The organism is Rhizobium laguerreae (genome assembly GCF_002008165.1).
GTDB classification, from domain to species: Bacteria; Pseudomonadota; Alphaproteobacteria; order Rhizobiales; family Rhizobiaceae; genus Rhizobium; species Rhizobium laguerreae.
In genome coordinates this window covers 322511-342178 of sequence record NZ_MRDM01000002.1, presented here as the reverse complement: position 1 = coordinate 342178, position 19668 = coordinate 322511, and the positions used below count along the sequence as shown (strand labels likewise).

General features: G+C 62.6%; 13 protein-coding genes. 4 read left to right on the top strand and 9 right to left on the bottom strand.

Annotation, left to right across the window (positions count from 1 at the left end; all coding sequences use genetic code 11):
• Nucleotides 1-131 precede the first annotated feature (131 nt).
• From pepN to BS630_RS01925, 4 genes are all read left to right on the top strand, one after another.
• Nucleotides 132-2780, top strand: coding sequence for an aminopeptidase N (gene pepN, locus BS630_RS01940; RefSeq protein ID WP_077976070.1), 2649 nt, complete (start codon nucleotides 132-134; stop codon nucleotides 2778-2780).
• Nucleotides 2781-2972: 192 nt separating this feature from the next.
• Nucleotides 2973-5282: a PAS domain-containing sensor histidine kinase gene (locus BS630_RS01935; protein WP_077976069.1), complete on the top strand. Its 2310-nt coding sequence runs from the start codon at nucleotides 2973-2975 to the stop codon at nucleotides 5280-5282.
• A gap of 426 nt (nucleotides 5283-5708) precedes the next feature.
• Nucleotides 5709-6317: a YceI family protein gene (locus tag BS630_RS01930; protein WP_077976068.1), complete on the top strand. Its 609-nt coding sequence runs from the start codon at nucleotides 5709-5711 to the stop codon at nucleotides 6315-6317.
• A gap of 82 nt (nucleotides 6318-6399) precedes the next feature.
• Complete coding sequence (locus tag BS630_RS01925; protein WP_077976067.1) at nucleotides 6400-7623, top strand: cytochrome b/b6 domain-containing protein; 1224 nt, start codon at nucleotides 6400-6402, stop codon at nucleotides 7621-7623.
• Nucleotides 7624-7639: 16 nt separating this feature from the next.
• Here BS630_RS01925 and BS630_RS01920 read toward each other — a convergent pair whose 3' ends face one another.
• The 9 genes from BS630_RS01920 to ccmI form a co-directional block, all read right to left on the bottom strand.
• Nucleotides 7640-8290 (bottom strand): glutathione S-transferase family protein, encoded by a 651-nt coding sequence (locus tag BS630_RS01920; protein WP_077976066.1) that lies wholly within the window; start codon nucleotides 8288-8290, stop codon nucleotides 7640-7642.
• A 99-nt stretch (nucleotides 8291-8389) separates the two neighbouring features.
• Nucleotides 8390-11347, bottom strand: coding sequence for a bifunctional [glutamine synthetase] adenylyltransferase/[glutamine synthetase]-adenylyl-L-tyrosine phosphorylase (locus BS630_RS01915; protein ID WP_077976065.1), 2958 nt, complete (start codon nucleotides 11345-11347; stop codon nucleotides 8390-8392).
• A gap of 136 nt (nucleotides 11348-11483) precedes the next feature.
• Entirely contained in the window at nucleotides 11484-12896 is a 1413-nt protein-coding gene (locus BS630_RS01910) for a sensor histidine kinase (RefSeq protein WP_077976064.1), read from the bottom strand.
• The gene (locus BS630_RS01905) at nucleotides 12893-13648 is read right to left on the bottom strand and encodes a response regulator transcription factor (RefSeq protein WP_020485979.1); all 756 of its coding nucleotides are present in this window, start codon (nucleotides 13646-13648) and stop codon (nucleotides 12893-12895) included. Before BS630_RS01905 ends, BS630_RS01910 begins: the two co-directional genes overlap by 4 nt.
• Before the next feature lie 67 nt (nucleotides 13649-13715).
• The gene (locus BS630_RS01900; RefSeq protein WP_077976063.1) at nucleotides 13716-15302 is read right to left on the bottom strand and encodes a Do family serine endopeptidase; all 1587 of its coding nucleotides are present in this window, start codon (nucleotides 15300-15302) and stop codon (nucleotides 13716-13718) included.
• A gap of 201 nt (nucleotides 15303-15503) precedes the next feature.
• Nucleotides 15504-15959: a cytochrome c-type biogenesis protein gene (locus BS630_RS01895; RefSeq protein WP_077976062.1), complete on the bottom strand. Its 456-nt coding sequence runs from the start codon at nucleotides 15957-15959 to the stop codon at nucleotides 15504-15506.
• Nucleotides 15956-17953 carry a heme lyase CcmF/NrfE family subunit gene (locus BS630_RS01890; protein WP_077976061.1) on the bottom strand — a complete coding sequence of 666 codons (1998 nt, stop codon included), beginning with the start codon at nucleotides 17951-17953 and terminating at the stop codon, nucleotides 15956-15958. Before BS630_RS01890 ends, BS630_RS01895 begins: the two co-directional genes overlap by 4 nt.
• Entirely contained in the window at nucleotides 17950-18462 is a 513-nt protein-coding gene (ccmE, locus tag BS630_RS01885) for a cytochrome c maturation protein CcmE (protein ID WP_077976060.1), read from the bottom strand. The genes BS630_RS01890 and ccmE overlap by 4 nt, the downstream gene beginning before the upstream one ends.
• Nucleotides 18459-19595 (bottom strand): c-type cytochrome biogenesis protein CcmI, encoded by a 1137-nt coding sequence (gene ccmI / locus BS630_RS01880; RefSeq protein ID WP_420910164.1) that lies wholly within the window; start codon nucleotides 19593-19595, stop codon nucleotides 18459-18461. The genes ccmE and ccmI overlap by 4 nt, the downstream gene beginning before the upstream one ends.
• Nucleotides 19596-19668 lie beyond the last annotated feature (73 nt).

Below are 19668 nucleotides of genomic sequence, written 5' to 3'. Positions count from 1 at the left end.
CTTGGTGTTCGCGGGCAATTTGCTTTAAGTTTAGTTCAGACTTTAATGTAATCATTCCCGGCAAAATTTATGGCAGAGTGCGCCCGCCTCTGTATTCCGCGGTTATCAAATAACGGTCTTCAGGAAACACCATGCGAACAGATACCGGCCAGGTCATTCATCTGGCAGATTACCGTCCCACCGACTTCGTGCTGGAACGTGTGGACCTGACCTTCGAACTCGACCCGACGGAGACAAAGGTCGAGGCGCGTCTGATCTTTCATCGTCGCCCGGGCACCGATCCTGCAGCGCCGATCGTTCTCGACGGCGACGAACTGACGCTGTCGGGGCTGCTGTTGGACCAGATGGAACTGGACGCTTCGCGTTACGACGCAACACCAGAAAGCCTGACGGTGCGCGACCTGCCGGAAAGCGCGCCCTTCGAACTGACGATCACCACCGTCATCAACCCTGAGGCCAACACCAAGCTGATGGGCCTTTACCGCACCGGCGGCATCTACTGCACGCAGTGCGAGGCGGAGGGTTTCCGCCGCATCACCTATTTCCCCGACCGGCCCGACGTGCTTGCGCCGTTCACGGTCAACATCATCGCCGATAAGGACGCCAACCCGCTGCTTTTGTCGAACGGCAACTTCCTCGGCGGCGCCGGCTACGGCCCCGGCAAGCATTTCGCCGCCTGGTTCGACCCGCATCCGAAGCCGAGCTATCTCTTTGCACTCGTCGCCGGCGATCTCGGCGTCGTCGAAGACACGTTCACGACCATGTCCGGCCGTGAGGTGGTGCTGAAAATCTATGTCGAGCACGGCAAGGAGCCGCGCGCAGCCTATGCCATGGACGCGCTGAAACGTTCGGTGAAGTGGGACGAAGAGAGGTTCGGCCGCGAATACGATCTCGACATCTTCATGATCGTCGCCGTCTCCGATTTCAACATGGGCGCGATGGAGAACAAGGGCCTCAACGTCTTCAACGACAAATACGTGCTTGCCGATCCAGAGATCGCCACCGATGCCGATTATGCCAATATCGAGACGATCATCGCGCATGAATATTTCCACAATTGGACCGGCAACCGCATCACCTGCCGCGACTGGTTCCAGCTGTGTCTCAAGGAAGGCCTGACTGTTTATCGCGACCACGAATTCTCTTCCGACCAGCGCTCGCGCGCCGTCAAGCGCATCGCAGAAGTGCGCCACCTGAAATCGGAGCAGTTCCCGGAAGATGGCGGCCCGCTCGCCCATCCGGTGCGGCCGACGACATATCGTGAGATCAATAATTTCTACACGACGACCGTCTACGAAAAGGGCAGCGAAGTCACGCGCATGATCGCGACTCTGCTCGGCAAGGACGGCTTCAAGAAAGGCATGGACCTCTATTTCGACCGCCATGACGGTGAGGCCGTGACGATCGAGGATTTCGTCAAATGCTTCGAGGATGCAAGCGGACGCGACCTCACACAATTTTCGCTCTGGTACCATCAGGCCGGCACGCCGCTCGTCACCGCATCGGGCAGCTATGATGCGGCGGCCGGCAGCTTCACCCTGTCGCTCGAACAGATGATCCCGGCAACGCCCGGCCAGCCGAGCAAGGAGCCGATGCATATCCCGCTCAGCCTCGCGCTGTTTGGCGAAAACGGCGGCAGGATCGAGCCGACCTCGGTCGACGGCGCGGAATATGCCGGCGAGGTGCTGCATCTCACGGGCCGCACGCAGACGGCCGTGTTCCATGGCATTGGCTCGCGGCCGGTCGTTTCGATCAACCGCAGCTTCTCGGCGCCGATCAACCTGCATTTCGATCAGAGCCCGGCCGATCTTGCGCATCTCGCCCGCCATGAGACCGATCATTTCGCCCGCTGGCAGGCATTGACCGATCTGGCGCTACCGAACCTCCTGAAAGCGGCTCGCGACGCCCGCGAGGGCAAGCCTGTCGTCTGCGAGGCGACCTTCGTCGAGACGCTGATTGCCGCCGCCGCCGACGAGAGCCTCGAGCCCGCCTTCCGCGCCCAGGCGCTGGCTCTGCCGAGCGAATCCGATATCGCCCGGGAACTCGGTGGCAACAACGATCCCGATGCCATCCATGCCGGCCGGCAGGCGGTCCTGAAACAGATCGCCGATGCCGGAAAGGATGTCTTTGCCGGCCTCTACGCAGCGATGACGACAACGGGCGATTTCAATCCGGATGCGAAAAGCGCCGGCCTGCGGGCGCTGCGCAATAGCGCCCTCACCTACCTCTCGCATGCCGAACAGACGCCGGCCCGCTCCAAGGCCGCCTTCGATGCGGCCAACAATATGACCGATCTCAGCCATGCGCTGACGATCCTCGCCCATCGTTTTCCCGACAGCGCGGAGACGAGCGAGGCGCTCGCCACCTTCCGTGACCGCTTTGCGGAAAATGCGCTCGTCATCGACAAATGGTTCGCGATCCAGGCCGGCATTCCGGGCGCAAAAACCCTGGGACGGGTCCGCGCGCTGATGGACGATCCGCTCTTCAAGCGCACCAATCCGAACCGGATGCGGTCGCTGGTCGGCACCTTCGCCTTTGCCAACCCGACCGGATTCGGCCGCGCCGACGGCGAAGGCTATCGTTTCCTCGCGGATCAGATTCTCGATATCGACGGGCGCAACCCGCAGCTTGCCGCCCGCATCCTCACCTCGATGCGCTCCTGGCGGTCGCTCGAACCCGTGCGTGCCGATCACGCCCGTTCGGCGCTGATCGAGATCGAGCGGGCCGCCGATCTTTCGACCGACGTGCGCGATATCGTCGAGCGCACGCTTAAAGGGTAATTTGATTCGACCGGCCATCAGGAGAAATTCGGCGGCCGGTCGCCCGGAACCTCGAATCACCTGGAAAAACCCGAAATTATAAATAGTTAACGGATTTTTACCTTTGCCTCTGGACAAGGCGAATCACCCATGATTCTCTAGGTCAGGTTCGAGCGAGCGGCGCGCGAATCACATGAGGGACAAGGCGAAGAGATGATGGACGTGCGGCGGGCAACCGTGGCCGGTGGACGGCTGCGTGTCGATTTTGACGGGCTGAAAGCCTGGCGCGACAGCCTTTCGGGCCACGCGACATCGGAACCACTTCTCCGTTATCTGCCGAAGGCCGAGTTGGTCTTGAAGCGGGCCATCCCGGCGCTGATCGTCGCCTTCCTCTCCGTCGTCGCCGCCTCGCATTTCTTTGGCATGATGAGCGAATATGGGCGCCTGGAGGCCTCGGCACGCCATGCCACCGCACTTTCGGCGGCGACCGCCTCTGCGGTGTTTGCCGATGCGGCCGACATCTTCGACAGCGGCGATATCACCGGGGCGCAGGCCCGCCTCGCCAAATACCTGCCGCAGGACCGGCTGGACAGCGGCGCTTTCGTGCTGCTGGTGCAGGCAAGCGGCAAGGTTTTTGGCGCGACCACCGCCGGGCTTTCGCATGTGGGTAGCAATGTCGCTGACTTCTTCCCCGAGGTTTCGGCGATCCGCCGTTTCGGCGACCGCACCGGCGTCATCGAAACGACGATCGGCGGCGTGCCCTATTATGCCGAGATCACGCTGATGGGCAATGCCGGTGGTTATATCATCGCCGCCACCTCGCTCGACGAGGTCGGCCGGCTCTGGCGCGAGGAACTGGCCCTCAACGTCACGCTGTTTGCCGGCATCTCCTCGATCCTGCTCGTCATCCTCTATGCCTATTACACCCAGGTGAAGCGCGCCCGCGACGCCGACGACATCTTCGTGGAATCGAACCTGCGCGTGGAGACGGCGCTGTCGCGCGGCCGCTGCGGCCTCTGGGATTTCGATTTCGAGAGCCGCGAATTCTTCTGGTCGCGCTCAATGTACGACATGCTCGGCCTGCCGGGCTCCGACAAGACGATGGGCTTCGGCGACGCCGCGCGGCTGATGCATCCCGATGACGGCGGGCTCTACGAGATCGCGCGCGTCATCGGCAAGGGCGCTTCCGCCCAGGTCGACCAGATCTTCCGCATGCGCCATGCCGGCGGCCACTATGTCTGGATGCGGGCGCGCGCCCAGGTGATCCGCAGCAATTCCGGCCGTATGCACCTGATCGGCATCGCCATGGACGTGACCGAACAGCATCGGCTCGCCCAGCGCTACGCAGAAGCCGACCAACGCCTGGCCGACGCCATCGAATGCACCTCGGAAGCCTTCGTGCTCTGGGACAAGAACGATCGGCTGGTCATGTGCAACACGCATTTCCAGCAGGCCTATGGCCTGCCGGACAGCGTGCTCGTGCCCGGCACCGAGCGCTCGACCGTCAATGCCGCCGCCGCCCGGCCTGTCATCGAACGGCGGATTTCCGATGCCGACGGCTCCGGCTATTCGCGTACGACGGAGGTGCAGCTTGCCGACGAGCGCTGGCTGCAGATCAACGAGCGGCGCACCCGCGACGGCGGCAGGGTCTCGGTCGGAACCGACATCACGCTGATGAAACGTCATCAGGAGCGGCTGCGCGAATCCGAACGCCGGCTGATGGCGACGATCGGCGATCTTTCCGCCTCGCGCCAGACGCTGGAGATCCAGAAATCCGAGCTTTCGACGGCCAACGCCAACTACCAGGCGGAGAAGGAACGCGCCGAGGCTGCCAACAAGGCGAAATCGGAATTCCTCGCCAACATGTCGCATGAGCTGCGCACGCCGCTCAACGCCATCCTCGGCTTCTCGGAAATTCTGCAGAACCAGATGTTCGGGCCGCTCGGCTCGCTGAAATACGACGAATATGCCCGCGATATCCATGACAGCGGCAAACATCTGCTCAACGTCATCAACGACATTCTCGACATGTCGAAGATCGAAGCCGGCCATGTCAGGCTGCATTGCGAGCGCATCGATCTTGTGCCGCTGATCGAGGAAAGCCTGCGCTTCACCGCCATGCCCGCGGCTGAAAAGAACATCGTCATCGAACAGCGCATCTGCTCCGGCCTGACATTGATGGCCGACCGCCGCGCGATGAAACAGGTGCTGCTCAACCTGCTCTCCAATGCGGTGAAGTTCACCGACAATGGCGGTCGCATCGCGGTGCGCACTCGCCGCGTCGACGGCGCTGTCGTCGTCACCATCGCCGACACTGGCATCGGCATTCCACGCTCGGCGCTGTCGAAGATCGGCCAGCCCTTCGAGCAGGTGCAGAGCCAATATGCCAAGAGCAAGGGTGGCTCCGGCCTCGGGCTCGCCATCTCCCGCTCGCTGACCTTGCTGCATGGCGGCCGCATGAAGATCCGCTCACGCGAAGCGGTCGGCACCGTGATCTCGCTGCGCATTCCCGACGATATTTAGGTGTCGGACAAAGGGCCCGAATGATGCGCTCATCCCGGCCCCTAACTGGTCTTCACAGCTAGCTGGCAGCCACAGCCCTTCATTGCGGCTCGACGCCGAGTGATGCCGTCAAACGGCAATCTTGCCATCGCCCACTTTGGTGATGGCAACGACAGCAGGTTGCACTGGCATGTAGACTTCAAGTCCGGCCAGCGGTTGACGCGGACCGCTTCTCAGAAAAGCAGCGCAAAAACGGCGATCACGCCCTCCTCACTTTTCATTGCTACCCCTTGATCTCGTGAATTTGTCTTTTTTAAACAAAAGCTTATCGTCCCTCAAGTGATTGTCAACAAATGTCGAACAGTTCGTCGCTGTTTCGGGAGGGCTGAGCACCCGCTAGGGAAATGCTGCACGCAATGTGCTGTCAAAACAATTCAAGGATCAGCGATGTTTTCCATTAAGTCCGCCCTCGTTGCCGGTGTCCTGGCACTTGCGTCCTCCACTGCATATGCGCAGACGATCGATGTTCCTGCCGGCACCTACCGGGCGGATGTGACCCATACCAACGTTCTGTGGAGCGTCGTCCATTTCGGCCTTTCCAACTATATCGGCCGCTTCGACAAGATCTCTGCGACGCTCGAGCTCGCCCCTGCGGACGTTACGAAGTCGAAACTCACGGCAACCATCGATCCGGCTTCGGTCAGCACGAACTATCCGGCAAGCGACAAGAGCTTTGATGCAGAGATTGCCGGTGAAATGTTCTTTGATGCGGCCAAGTTCAACCAGATCACTTTCGTTTCCACGGCCATCGACGTCAAGGACGGCAAGACCGGAACCGTCACCGGTTACTTGACGTTCCACGGCGTCACCAAGCCCGTTACGCTCGACGTTACCCTGAACGCAGCGCTCAACCCGCACCCGATGTCCAAGAAGCCGACCGTCGGCTTTTCAGCAACCGGCGTGATCAAGCGCTCCGATTTCGGCGTTGCCGCTTTGGTCGGTCCTGTCAGCGACGACGTCAAACTGACGATCGAAACCGAATTCGTCGCTCAGTAGATGTTCGTTGCCGGTGCAGCCCCGACATCGTCGGGTTGCGCCGGCTCTTTTGCGTTCCCATTGAGACGACCGGAAGTCATCCATGTCAGCTACACATTCGGTACGGGCCTACAGTATGGGTGCTATGATCCTGCACTGGCTCATCGCTGCGCTCATCCTGACTCAGCTGGCCATGGGTTTTCTGATGAGCCGCGTGGAGAGCGTCCCAGATACGCTGCGTTTTGCGATGTTCCAGTGGCACAAGACTTTCGGCATCGCGATCCTAACCTTGACGATCGCCCGCATCGCCTGGCGCCTGTTCCACACGCCGCCCGCGCATGCGCCGATGAGACGGGAAGAACAGGTCGCGGCCGGCATCGTCCATGCACTATTCTATGCGCTGATGCTGGTCGTGCCTTTGACCGGCTGGCTGCTGGTGTCGGCGTCCTCTACAGGGATTCCCACCCTTCTGTTTCTCTCCGATACTCTGGTCTGGCCACATCTGCCCATTCCGGTCTGGATGCGCGCAACGGTTGAGGCCGCGTCCGAGAATGCGCATGTCATTCTGGCCTATGGTTTCGGGTTGCTTCTGGTTCTGCATGTGGCCGGGGCGCTCAAGCATTCGGTGATCGATCGGATGCCGTCCTTTTCGCGAATGATGCCTGTTGGCTGGCTGCGCCGGATGCCCTCCTCCGCAATCGGCGTGCTGGTCTCCGTCGTTCTGGCACTGTGCTTTATCGCCGGCGGACTGTTGATCTCCAGAACGGGCGGCACCGCATCCGTCAATGCCGCGGACCTTGGATCGACTGAAGCATCGCCATCCGGCTGGGTGATCGATAAAACGAAGTCTGCACTGACCTACACGATCAATTTTTCCGGAACGCCGACTGCCGGCACGATCGGAAAATGGGACGCATTCATCGAATTCGATCCGGACAATCTTGGCGCCGCCAAGGCGCGGATTGCCATAGACGCCGCCTCCATCGATTTCGATAATTCATTCGTCAGGCCCAATATCGGCGGCGACGACGGCCTGCAGACGACCACCCATCCGCTGGTGGAGGTTGTGCTCGACCATTTCGAAACTGCGGGCGAGGCCTATTTCGGCAAGGGCAATGCCCTTGTCCGCGGTGTGACGGTGCCTGTGTCGGTCCCGTTTACGATGCAGCGCGATGGGGCGGGACGGGCCATCGTTGCCGGCACGGCGGAGCTGGATCGTCTGGCCCTTGGACTTGGCGTGCAGAATGACGGAAAGGGTGAATGGCTCGACAAGGTTATCCGCGTAACCTTCAAGCTCGAAGCGACGCCGTCAGCGCCGACGAGCTAAGCCGGAAAGTCGTTCGTCAGCCGGCCGATGCGGCGGTAAAAACGGCCAGCTGAGCGGCGAAAGCACGCTTGTATGCCGGCCGCGCTTCGCCGCGGGCGACATAGGCGGAGAGGTTCGGATATTCCTCCAGTATAGCAGATCCCTTCAACCTGAGCAGCACCGACACCATCAGCAGGTCACCGGCGCTGAACGCACCATCGAGCCAGTCGGCATCGCCAAGACGGCGGGAGAGGTCGGTCAGCCGTTTCCGGATGCTGTCCTCAACGGCGGAAAGGCGATGGTCGTACCAAGGCTTGTCGCGCTCGAGGATCATGGCGAGCGCGCGGTCGAAGATCGGTGGTTCCACGGTGTTGAGCGCGGCAAACATCCATGTAAGCGCGCGTGCCCGGGCATTCGCGTCGTCCGGCAGCAGGCCCGCATGGCGCTCGCCAATATGGAAGACGATGGCGCCGGACTCGAATAAAGCGAGATCGCCTTCTTCATAGGTCGGGATCTGCCCGAAAGGCTGAAGTGCGAGATGCGCGGGTTCTCTCATCGTCTTGAACGAAACAAGACGAACGTCGTAAGGTTGGCCCACTTCCTCGAGCGCCCAGCGAACGCGCATGTCACGCGCCAGACCCTTGCCGCGATCGGGCGACCGTTCAAAGGCGGTAATGGTAATCGTCATTGGTGTTCTCCATAGCTTTGTCCTGAAGACGACCGGCTAAACGAGAATCCGACAGGCCATGCTCGAGATAATCCTGCGGTCGTTCCATCTGATGTGAGATCAGGCTTTCACGACATTCAGGAATATTTTCCGAACCGCTTTCGACAGCCGCTTCACCTCCGCTTCCAGCGTCTTGATGTCAGGGCAGTCGCCGGCGCGGCAGACGAGTTCGACGAGGCCCGCCGGTGCTTCTTTCGGATCGAACAGGCCGTCGATGGAGAGGCGGATCAGCTGCGAAAGTCCGGTATAAAGCGCGAAGGCCTCGAGACATATGTCGAGATCGGACGTCACCATCAGCGGGTCGCCAAGCACCTTCAGGGCCTCGCCGGTGCTCATCCCATTGACGGCAATGCCGACGCCCCTGGTCGGCGCGATCAGTGCGAGATACTGGGCGATGAATTCGAGGTCGATGACGCCGCCGGGAATGAGCTTCAGGTCCCACGGGCCGGAGGGCGGCTTTTCCGTGTCGATCAATGCGCGCATCTCGGCGACATCATGCGCCACCTTGGCAATATCGCGATCGGCCGACAGCACCTCGCGGACGATATGTTCCGCTTCGGCGATCAGGCTCTCATTGCCGCAAATCAGCCGGGCGCGGCTGAGCGCCATATGTTCCCAGGTCCATGCCTCTTCGCGCTGATACTTGCCGAAGGCATTGATGCGGGTGGCGACCGGCCCCTTGTTGCCGGATGGGCGCAGCCGCATGTCGACCTCATAGAGCACGCCTTCGGCGGTCGGCGCCGACAAGGCGGCCATCAGTCTCTGGGTGATGCGGGTGAAGTAACGCGTCGCATCGAGCGGCTTCGGCCCGTCGGATTCGGAAGCCGCATCGTCATAATCATAGAGCAGGATCAGATCGACGTCGGAACCGGCCGTCAGCTCGAAGCTGCCGAGCTTGCCCATGCCGGCGACCGCGATGCGCCCGCCAGGATAGTCGCCGTGTGCTGCCCGCATCTCGCCGACCACGGCATCGAGTGCCGCCGCAATGACGAGGTCGGCGAGATGCGTAAAGGCGCGTGCGGCCATCACGCCGTTGATCGCGCCTGTAAGCAGGCGGATGCCGATCAGGAAGCGCTGCTCGGCGGCGAAGATGCGCAGCCGGTCGAGCACCTCTTCATAGTGGCGCGCCTGGGCAAGCGAGCCCTTCAGCCGTTCGCCGAGATAATCACGCGTCGGCAGCTCGGCCATCAGGCCCGGATCGAGCATGCCGTCGAAGACATGCGGCTTGGCGGCGATCACCTCGGCAAGCCGGGGTGCCGAGGACATGATGTTGACGATCAGCGACAGCAGCGCCGGGTTGCTGCCGAGCAGCGAGAACAGCTGGATGCCGGAGGGAAGGCCGGAGATGAAACTGTCGAAGCGCAGCAGCGCCTCGTCGGCGCGCTTGCTTTCGCCGAAGACCCGCAGGAGCTCCGGCGCCAGCTCCGTCAGCCTTTCACGCGCCTCGACCGATTGCGTCGCGCGGTAGCGGCCGTAGTGCCAGGTGCGGATGATGCGGGAAATATCGGACGGCCTGGTAAAACCGAGCCTCTTCAACGTCTCCAGCGTATCCGGGTCGTCGCCTTGACCGGTGAAGACGAGATTTCCGGTGTCGGTGGAAAGCCTGCTCTCCTGCTCGAAGAGGTGGGCATAACGCCGCTCGACCGTCTTCAGCACGCCGACCAGCCGTTCGGAGAAGCTCGGCGTGTCGGAAAAGCCCATCATGAAGGCGATGCGCTTCAGGTCGGCATCCGTTTCCGGCAACAGGTGGGTCTGCTCGTCGCGCACCATCTGGATGCGATGCTCGACATCGCGCAGGAACCAGTAGGCCTCCGTCAGTTCGTCGCGGGTCTCCGCGTCGATCCATTTCGCCTTGGTGAGCTCACCGAGCGTCCCCTCCGTCGCCCTGCCACGCAATGCCGGCATGCGGCCGCCGGCAATCAGCTGCTGCGTCTGGACGAAGAATTCGATCTCGCGAATGCCGCCGCGGCCGAGCTTGACGTTGTGACCCTTGACCGCAATGGCGCCGTGGCCCTTATGCGCATGGATCTGCCGCTTGATCGAATGGATATCGGCAATCGCCGCGTAATCGAGATATTTGCGGAAGACGAAAGGGGCGAGCCCGCGCAGGAAATCGCCGCCAGCCTTGAGGTCGCCGGCAACGGCGCGCGCCTTGATGAAAGCCGCCCGTTCCCAGTTCTGGCCCCTGCCCTCGTAATAGATCATCGCCGCATCGACCGGGATCGCCAGCGGCGTCGAACCGGGATCGGGTCGCAATCTGAGATCGGTGCGGAAGACGTAGCCATCGGCTGTCCGCTCCTGCAGGATGCGCACCAACCGCCGCATCATCCTCGGGAAGACCTCGATCGCATCATCCGGGTCGGGCACGATGCCTGCCTGTTCGTCGAAGAAGACGACGAGGTCGATATCGGAGGAATAGTTGAGTTCGCTTGCGCCGAGTTTGCCCATGCCGAGCACGATCAGCCCGGACCCTTCGCTCGGCGCCGCCAGATCCCGCAGCCTGAGTTTTCCACCCTCATGCGCCGCCAGCAGCAGATGGTCGATCGCGGCGGCAACCGACGCTTCGGCGAGCTCGCTCAGCCAGGCCGTCGTCGCCCGGCCGTCGAAGATGCGCGCGAGATCGGCGAATGCAACGAGGAAGGCCATCTTGCGCTTGATGATGCGCAGCCTGCTCATCACTACGGATTCGGCAGGTGCAGCACCCTCCTCGTCTGGCCGCCAGCAGCGCCGCGCCTCGGCGACCAGCGCCTCGATCTGCGGCTCCAGCGGCTGGGTGATGGCACCAGCGAGGATAGCGGGATCGAGATTGACGATTTCGCGCAGATAGGGCGACAGCGTCAGCACGGCCGCAATGAAATCGCGAAGCGGGCCTTCCGTCTTCAGCATCGCCGCCACCGACGGCTCGTGTCCGCCGGCCTCCTGGAGGTCGGCCAACGCCAGCTTCAACTCCGTCTGGTTCAGCGGACGTAGCAGCCCTTCGGCCACATCCTTCAGGCCATGCGTCGATTTCGTCAGCATGCGCTCTCCCTGCTTTAGCGCCTAAGGAACGGTCCCGCAGAATCGCGGAAACGCCTCCTTCGACCGGCATTAAACTAGGGTCTTGGCGGCAAACCGCCAATATACGATTCAACCCATCGTATTTCGGCGGAAAAGCTCAGGCAGCCTTGGCGGGGAAGATCATGCTGACGGTCAATCCGCGCTTTTCAGGTTTGTCGGGATCGGTATCGGAGAGTTCCAACCGGCCGTTGTGCAGCTCCATCACCGCTTCCACCAGCGAAAGCCCGAGCCCCGTTCCCGGCTTCGAGCGGCTTTCATCGAGGCGGACGAAGCGCTTCACCACGTCGTCGCGCCTGTCGGCCGGAACGCCCGGCCCATGGTCGGCGACCGAAAGGCAGATGCCATCCGGGCGGCGGGAAAGCTTCAGCGATACCTTGCCCGCCCCTTCCGTATCGGAGGAATATTTGATGGCATTGTCGAGCAGATTGAAGATTGCCTGGCCGATCAGCTCTCGATTGCCCTGCACCTCGACATCCGGCTCGATGCTGGAGCTGAGGCCGAGCCCGGCCTCCTCCGCCGCCGGCTCGTAAAGCTCGGCGCTGTCGGCGACGATGGCCGAAAGCTCCACCGGCGACATCTCGGCGGCGACCGATCCGGCCTCGACGCGGGAGATCATCAACAGCGCGTTGAAGGTGCGGATCAACTGGTCCGATTCGGAAATGATGCCTTCCAGCGCGGTGCGCCGCGCCTCGCCATCGGCGACACCGAGCGCATCGGCCGCCTTGTTGCGCAGCCGCGTCAACGGCGTCTTGAGATCGTGGGCGATGTTGTCGGAGACCTGCCGCAGTCCCTCGTTCAGCTTCTCGATGCGCTCCAGCATGGTATTCAGCGACATCGACAAGCGGTCGAATTCATCGCCGGATCCGCCCACCGGCAGGCGCTGCGACAGGTCGCCGGCCATGATCTTCTTGCTGGCATCCGACATGCGGTCAATGCGTTTCAGCGCGTTGCGGCCGATGCCGAACCAGATGATGATGGCGCCGAGCCCCATGATCGCCAAGGCCACCATCAGCGCCTGGCGCACCAGCAGACGGAAACGCTCGGGGTCGCCGAGGTCGCGGCCGATCAGGATTCTGAGGCCATTGTCGAGCACGAAAATATTGGCGATTGCCTTGTGGCGGCGCTCGACACCCCCGCCGTCAGTATAGCGTTGGTAGCCGAAGGGCGCGGAGGTCCAGCCGATCTCCTCGAAGACACCCGGCTGCACCGAGGCGACGTTGCCGGCGAGAATATCGCCGGAGGGACCGGCGATGATGTAGAGGTTGGCTCCAGGCTGGCGTGCACGCCGCTCCATCGTGCGCAGGAGAAGGTTCATGCCGCCGGTGTCATAGGCGCGCTGCACCTGCTCCACCTCCTGCCTGACGGCGTCGCGGATCTGGCCCGTCAGCAGCCGCTCCGACATCGCCGTCACATAGAAGACGAGCGTCGCGGCGCAGATGGCGAAAAGGAGAATGTAGAGTGCCGAAAGGCGGACTGCTGTGGACTTGAAGAGAACCCTGAAACGGCTCATCCCTCATCCTTGATCATGTACCCCGCGCCGCGAATGGTCTTCAGGAGCGGCTGGTTGTAGTCCTTTTCAATCTTCGAGCGCAGGCGCGAGACATGAACGTCGATGACGTTGGTCTGCGGGTCGAAGTGATAGTCCCAGACATTTTCGAGCAGCATGGTGCGGGTCACCACCTGGCCCGCATTCTTCATCAGATATTCCAGCAGGCGGAATTCGCGCGGCTGCAGCGGGATCTCCTTGCCGCCGCGGCGCACCTCATGGGAGAGCCGGTCGAGTTCGAGATCGCCGACGCGATAGACGACGTCCTGATCCGGCGTGCCCTTGCGGCGGCCGAGCACCTCGACGCGTGCCAGCAACTCGCTGAAGGCATAGGGCTTCGGCAGGTAATCGTCGCCGCCGGCACGAAGACCGGTCACGCGGTCATCGACCTGGCCGAGCGCCGAGAGGATGAGGACCGGCGTATGGATGGCCTTGCGGCGCAACTCGCTGATGACGGAAAGCCCGTCCCGGCGCGGCAGCATGCGGTCGATGACGATGACGTCGTAGGTATTTTCCGACCCCATGAACAGGCCGCTCTCGCCGTCGCTGGCGTGATCGGCAACGATACCCGCCTCGCGAAAGGCTTTCGTGAGGTAGGCGGCAGCCTCGAGATCATCTTCGATGATGAGAATCTTCATGCGGCCGACATTACCCGCCGGCTGCGTTTCGGCAAGGCTCAAAGCATCTTCCTGCGGGGCGGCGCTCATCGTGATCATCCTTCAAAAGGCAGAAGAATCGAGCCGCGCGGAGTTTCGTCCGCACGGCTCCAAGTTGTCTTAGGGATCAGCCCTGGCCGTTGATCGGAAGCGCTACGAAACGGCTTCCTTCATTGGACTGTATCTGGAAGAGCGCGCGGGTGCGCCCGTCCTTCTTTGCCTGGTTCAGCACCTTGACGATATCGTCGGCGCTGGAGACCTCCTGGTTGTTGACCGAGGTGATCTTTTCGCCTTCCTTGATGCCCTTGTCAGCGGCGTCGGAGTTCGGATCGATGTCTGTTATCGCCAGGCCCTTGCCGTCGTCAGACGGGCCGACCGTCAGGCCGAGATCGGCAAGCGCCTTTTCGGAAGCCGGTGCCTCAGGCTGCTGCGGCTGATTGCTGTCATCGGCGGACGCATCCTTCTGGTCGATCGGCAACGTGCCGAGTTCGACGGTGAGAGGCTGGGCCTTGCCGGCGCGCCAGACCGAAAGCTCGACCTTGCTGCCCGGCTGCATCGCGCCGATGCGGCGGCTGAGATCACGCGCATCCTTGATCGTCTCACCGTTCAGCGCGGTGACGACGTCGCCGGCCTTCATGCCGGCCTTGTCACCCGGCGATCCGGCCTGCGGGGCGACGACAAGGGCGCCGCTCGGCTCGGAGAGACCGATGGATTCGGCGATATCCTTGGTCACCGGCTGGATCTGCACACCCAGCCAGCCGCGCGAGACCTGGCCGTCCTTCATCAGATCGGCGACGACATCCTTGGCGGTCGAGGCGGGAATGGCGAAGGCGATGCCGACGCTGCCGCCCGACGGCGAGAAGATTGCGGTGTTGATGCCGACGACTTCGCCGCTGAGATTGAAGGTCGGGCCGCCGGAGTTGCCGCGGTTTACCGCGGCATCGACCTGCAGGTAATCGTCATAAGGACCGGAGCCGATATCGCGGCCGCGGGCCGAGACAATGCCGGCCGTGACCGTGCCGCCGAGGCCGAAGGGGTTGCCGACGGCAACGACCCAGTCGCCGACGCGGACGTTGTTGTCGTCTGCCCAGTTGACGTAGGTGAACTTCTTGCCCTTGCCGTCGACCTTCAGCACGGCGAGGTCGGTGCGCGGATCCTTGCCGATCAGCTTGGCATCGAGCTCGGTGCCGTCATTCGTGACAGCGACGAAGGCCTGGCCATCAGAAACGACGTGGTTGTTGGTGACGATATAGCCGTCCTCGGAGATGAAGAAGCCGGAACCCTGGGCGACGGGGCGGAGGCGACCCTTGCCGCCCGGACCACCATTCGGGCCGTTCTGGCCGAAGCGCCTGGAATGGCCCTGCTGATCATTCGGATCCTGGCCGAACTGCTTGAAGAACCGCTTCAGCGGATGATCATCGGGAAGGTCGTCGAAGCCGCGGCCGTTGAAATCGAAGGAGAAGCCGTCATTGTTGTTGTCGGAGACGGGATTGACGCGGTTTTCGACCCGGACGGAAACGACGGCCGGCGAAACGGCGTCGACGACATTGGCGAAGCTCGGAACGGCAGGCGCCTGAACCTTGACAGCTTCGGCATAAGACCGGGTGATTTCGAGCGGAACGCCGGTTGCGAGCACAGCGGCTGTGATACCGGCGACGGTAGAAGCCTTGAGCACAGTAGCGAGGGACGGACGTCCGTTGAAATTCTTGAGCATTGGAGCACCTTCTCTTGTTCTTAGATCTTCAGACCGGCGACGCCGGATCAGTCGATGACGAAAGATATAGGACGCCGCACCTTACTGCGAACTGTCCGGCCAATGAAAAGTTCGTAATGTTTGCAAGGTTTGTTTTCGGCCAAACGTGCCGCCGGCCTCTCTGGCGGCTAGAAATGCTCGCCTGCCGGCCAGCCTGGTCGATTATTTCTTGAGAAGCTCGCTCAACTTCGCCTGCTCGTCTGCCGTCAGCTTGCTGCCGGTCGGCTTGCCGGCCCTCTTGCGCGCAAAGACCAGCAGTGACATCCCGCCGGCGAGCACCAGCAGCACCGGTGCGCCCCAGAGCAGCACCGTCTTCATGCTGACACGCGGCTTCAGCAGCACGAACTCGCCGTAGCGCGAGACGATATAGCTCAGCACCGCCTCGTCACTGTCGCCATCGGCGATGCGCTCGCGCACCAGCAGGCGCAGGTCCTTGGCCAGATCGGCGTTGGAATCGTCGATCGACTGGTTCTGGCAGACCATGCAGCGCAGTTCCGCCGAAAGGGCGCGGGCGCGCGCTTCGAGCGCCGGATCGGCCAGCACCTCGTCCGGATTGACGGCAAAGGCGGGGGCCGCCATCAGCAGCAAAACGACAGCGAGGAGCAGACGCCGCATCATTCCGCCGGCTCCATTGCGGGAGCTGCCGGCCTTGCCGGCTTCGCCTTGCGGCGCGGCGCACCGACACGCAGGCGCCTGTCGCTGAGCGAGACGAGGCCGCCGAAGGCCATGAACACCGCTCCGCCCCAGATGCAAAGAATGAACGGCTTCCACCAGATGCGCACGACGATGCCACCGTCCTTGGTGGCGTCACCGAGCGATACATAGAGCTGACTGAGCCCGAAGGTCAGGATGCCGGCCTCCGTCGTCGGCATCTGGCGAGCAGTGTAAAGGCGCTTGGCCGACCAGGTATCGGCAACTGCGACACCGGCGCGGCGGATGGTGAAGTGGCCGCGGTCCTCGGTATAGTTCGGCCCGGTCCCCGGCTGCATGCCGTCGAAATGCAGGCTGTAACCGCCGGCCTCGGTCACCTGCCCCGGCTTCATCTCGATGACGTGCTCCGTCTCAAACGTCGTAACCGCGACGATGCCGAGCACGGTGACGCCGAGCCCGGCATGGGCAAGGGCCGTGCCGAAGGCCGAACGCGGCAGGCCGGAAAGCCGGCGCCAGGCAAGGCTTGCCGCGACCTTACCGATGCCGGCCCGATACCAGAGATCGGCGATCGCACCGAAGATGAGGAACAGCCCGGCAGCGAGGCCGAGCACCGAAAGCACCGGCCCGCCATGTTCGATATAGAAGAAGGCCAGCGCGGCAAGGAAGGCCAGACCTGCGACGACATAGAGCCGCTGCAGGGCGCCGAGCAGATCGCCGCGCTTCCAGGCCAGCATCGGCCCGAAGGGCACGATGACGATCAGCGGCGCCATCAGCAGGCCGAAGGTCAGGTTGAAAAAGGGCGCTCCGACGGAAATCTTGTCGCCGGTCAGCGTTTCCAACAGCAGCGGATAGAGCGTGCCCGTCAGCACCGTGCCGCAGGCAACCGTCAGGATCAGATTGTTGACGACGAGCGCGCCCTCACGCGAAATCGGCGCAAACAGCCCACCTGCCGACAGCTTCGGCGCGCGGAAGGCAAACAGCGACAGCGCCCCGCCAATGAAGATCAGCAGAATGCAAAGAATGAAGACGCCGCGGGAGGGGTCGCTGGCAAAGGCATGCACCGAAGTCAGCACGCCGGAGCGCACCAGGAAGGTGCCCATCAGCGACAGCGAGAAAGTGAGGATGGCAAGCAGCACCGTCCAGATCTTCAGCGCCTCGCGCTTTTCCATGACGAGCGCCGAATGCAGCAGTGCGGTGCCGGCGAGCCACGGCATGAAGGAGGCGTTTTCCACCGGATCCCAGAACCACCAGCCGCCCCAGCCGAGCTCGTAATAGGCCCAGTAGGAGCCCATGGCGATGCCAAGCGTCAGAAAGGTCCAGGCCGCCAGCGTCCAGGGCCGCACCCAGCGCGCCCAGGCGGCGTCGATACGTCCTTCCAGGAGGGCAGCGACGGCAAAGGAGAAGCAGACGGAGAAGCCGACATAACCGAGATAAAGCAGCGGCGGGTGGATCGCGAGGCCGACATCCTGAAGAACCGGATTGAGATCGCGGCCCTCGGCCGGCGCCGGATCGAGACGGAGGAAGGGATTGGAGGTCAAAAGAATGAACAGCGTGAAGGCGACCGAAATCCAGGCCTGCACGGCCAATACATTGGCCTTGAGCGTCTCCGGCAGATTGCGGCCGAAGACGGCGACGAGCGCGCTGAACAGTGTCAGGATCAACAGCCAGAGCATCATCGATCCCTCGTGATTGCCCCAGACACCGGAATATTTATAGAGCAGCGGCACCAGCGAATGCGAATTCTCCCAGACGTTCTCGACCGAGAAATCCGAGACGACATGGGCATAGGTCAGCACGGCGAAGGAGAAGGCCACGAGCGCAAACATTGCCAGCGAGCCGATCGTCGCCACATCCATCATCGCCCGGTCGTGACGACGGGCTCCGATTACCGGCACGATGGAAAGGATGAGCGCCGTGGCGAGCGCCAGCACCAGCGCGTAATGGCCGATCTCGATGATCATGGCGTCGCCTTCACTTCCTGCGCTTGGCTTTCCTTTCCTGGGCCTTGCTTCCCAGGACCTTCCTGGCCTTGGCCTTCCTTCCACAGCCCCTGGGATTTCAGCCTGTCGGCCACATCCTTCGGCATATAGGTCTCGTCATGCTTGGCAAGCACGGTGTCGGCGACGAAAACGTTCGTGCCAGTGGCAAACATGCCTTCGGTGACGACACCCTGGCCCTCGCGGAAGAGATCGGGGAGAATACCGGTATATTTGACCTTCACGGCATTGGTGCTGCCGTCGGTGACGGCAAATTCCACCGTCGAGCCTGTGCCGCGCACGACGCTGCCCTCGCCGACCAGCCCGCCGAGGCGGATGCGGGTTTCCGGCGCCACCGGCGTCTTGGCGAGATCGGCCGGCATGTAGAAATAGGCGACCGATTGGGCGAAGGCGAACATGACCAGCAGCACGGCGGCGATGATGAAGCCCATGCCGCCGCCGATCACCGCAAGGCGCTTCTGCTTGCGCGTCATTGCGTCGCTCCCTCCGTGGCTATGCCGAGTTCCCTGGCAAGCGCCAGCAATTGCCTGCCCTGTTCGCCGGGCGGCGGAAAGGCCGCAAGCCCGCGCTTCAGGGCGCCTGCCGCGCGATCCTTGTCGTTCAATACGGCATAAGAGCGGACGAGCCGCACCCATCCTTCGAAATTGTTCGGTTCCTCGCTAAGCTTGGCATCGAGGCTCTCGACCATGCCGCGGATCATCTGCTGCCGGTCGCCCGCGCTCATAGTCTCGGCCGCCGCCACATCTTGCTGCGTGGGATTGCCCGGGGCAGCCGGATCAACCCTCGCCTTCGCGCCGCCGTTCATGGCGATATGCTCGTTGACCAACGGCAGCCAGGGCGCATCGGCGGGCGATTGTTTTGCCAGAGTCTCAAAAGCCTGGCGCGCCTCTTTTGACCGTCCCGCCTGCTCCATGCTGAGGGCTATGTAGAAGCGGGCACGCGGATTGTCAGGTTCCAGCGTCAGCGATTGTTCCAGCACTTGCCGCGCCTCCTCCGTCACCACGCCGTCCGAGACCGCCATCAACGTCTCGGCAAGCCCGTCGAGCCGGGCCGGGCTCGGACCGAGAAGCCGGATCGCGTTGCGATAGGCCAGTTGCGCATCGTTGACGCGCATCGTGCGGAAATAGATCGGCGCCAGCACGTCCCAGCCCTTGCCGTCATCGGGCTTCTCAGCCAGGTGCCGTTCCGCCTTGGTGATCAGCACCGCCACGTCGTTGCCGGGATTTTCCAGCCGCGCTTCCAGCGGCTGCGAGGGCAGGTCCGGCCTGCCCGTCGTCAAATAAAGACAGAGCCCGAGAACCGGCAGGACCAGGAGCACGACGGCCTCGGTGAAACGGTGATGCCCTGGGGGTTTCGCCGTCTCAGCCGGCTCATCGGCAGAGACGGCGATCAGCCGCCGGCCGATTTCCGCCCTGGCGTAATCGGCTTCCTCCGGGGTGATCAGCCCGCCGTTGAGATCGCGGTCAAGTTCGCGCAACTGGTCGCGATAGACCGCCGCCTCGCCCGCGCGGATATTCTCCGCCGCCTTCGCTCCGCGCAGAAGGGGGTAGAGCAGGATAACGGCGAGGGCTGCCGTCATAACGGCAACGAGAATCCAGAACAGCATGTCGCCCAAATACGTGAAGCGCGCCGTCATTCCAACTGCCAAAGCCGGAATGACGAAGATTTGAGGCTAGCGC

Excerpts from the sequence above, each read along its gene's own strand:
- BS630_RS01935 (WP_077976069.1), top strand. The coding sequence starts at position 2,973 with ATGATGGACGTGCGGCGGGCAACCGTGGCCGGTGGACGGCTGCGTGTC.
- ccmE (WP_077976060.1), bottom strand. The coding sequence starts at position 18,462 with ATGACGCGCAAGCAGAAGCGCCTTGCGGTGATCGGCGGCGGCATGGGC.
- pepN (WP_077976070.1), top strand. The coding sequence starts at position 132 with ATGCGAACAGATACCGGCCAGGTCATTCATCTGGCAGATTACCGTCCC.
- BS630_RS01925 (WP_077976067.1), top strand. The coding sequence starts at position 6,400 with ATGTCAGCTACACATTCGGTACGGGCCTACAGTATGGGTGCTATGATC.
- BS630_RS01920 (WP_077976066.1), bottom strand. The coding sequence starts at position 8,290 with ATGACGATTACCATTACCGCCTTTGAACGGTCGCCCGATCGCGGCAAG.
- ccmI (WP_420910164.1), bottom strand. The coding sequence starts at position 19,595 with ATGCTGTTCTGGATTCTCGTTGCCGTTATGACGGCAGCCCTCGCCGTT.
- BS630_RS01905 (WP_020485979.1), bottom strand. The coding sequence starts at position 13,648 with ATGATCACGATGAGCGCCGCCCCGCAGGAAGATGCTTTGAGCCTTGCC.
- BS630_RS01895 (WP_077976062.1), bottom strand. The coding sequence starts at position 15,959 with ATGATGCGGCGTCTGCTCCTCGCTGTCGTTTTGCTGCTGATGGCGGCC.
- BS630_RS01910 (WP_077976064.1), bottom strand. The coding sequence starts at position 12,896 with ATGAGCCGTTTCAGGGTTCTCTTCAAGTCCACAGCAGTCCGCCTTTCG.
- BS630_RS01900 (WP_077976063.1), bottom strand. The coding sequence starts at position 15,302 with ATGCTCAAGAATTTCAACGGACGTCCGTCCCTCGCTACTGTGCTCAAG.
- BS630_RS01930 (WP_077976068.1), top strand. The coding sequence starts at position 5,709 with ATGTTTTCCATTAAGTCCGCCCTCGTTGCCGGTGTCCTGGCACTTGCG.
- BS630_RS01890 (WP_077976061.1), bottom strand. The coding sequence starts at position 17,953 with ATGATCATCGAGATCGGCCATTACGCGCTGGTGCTGGCGCTCGCCACG.
- BS630_RS01915 (WP_077976065.1), bottom strand. The coding sequence starts at position 11,347 with ATGCTGACGAAATCGACGCATGGCCTGAAGGATGTGGCCGAAGGGCTG.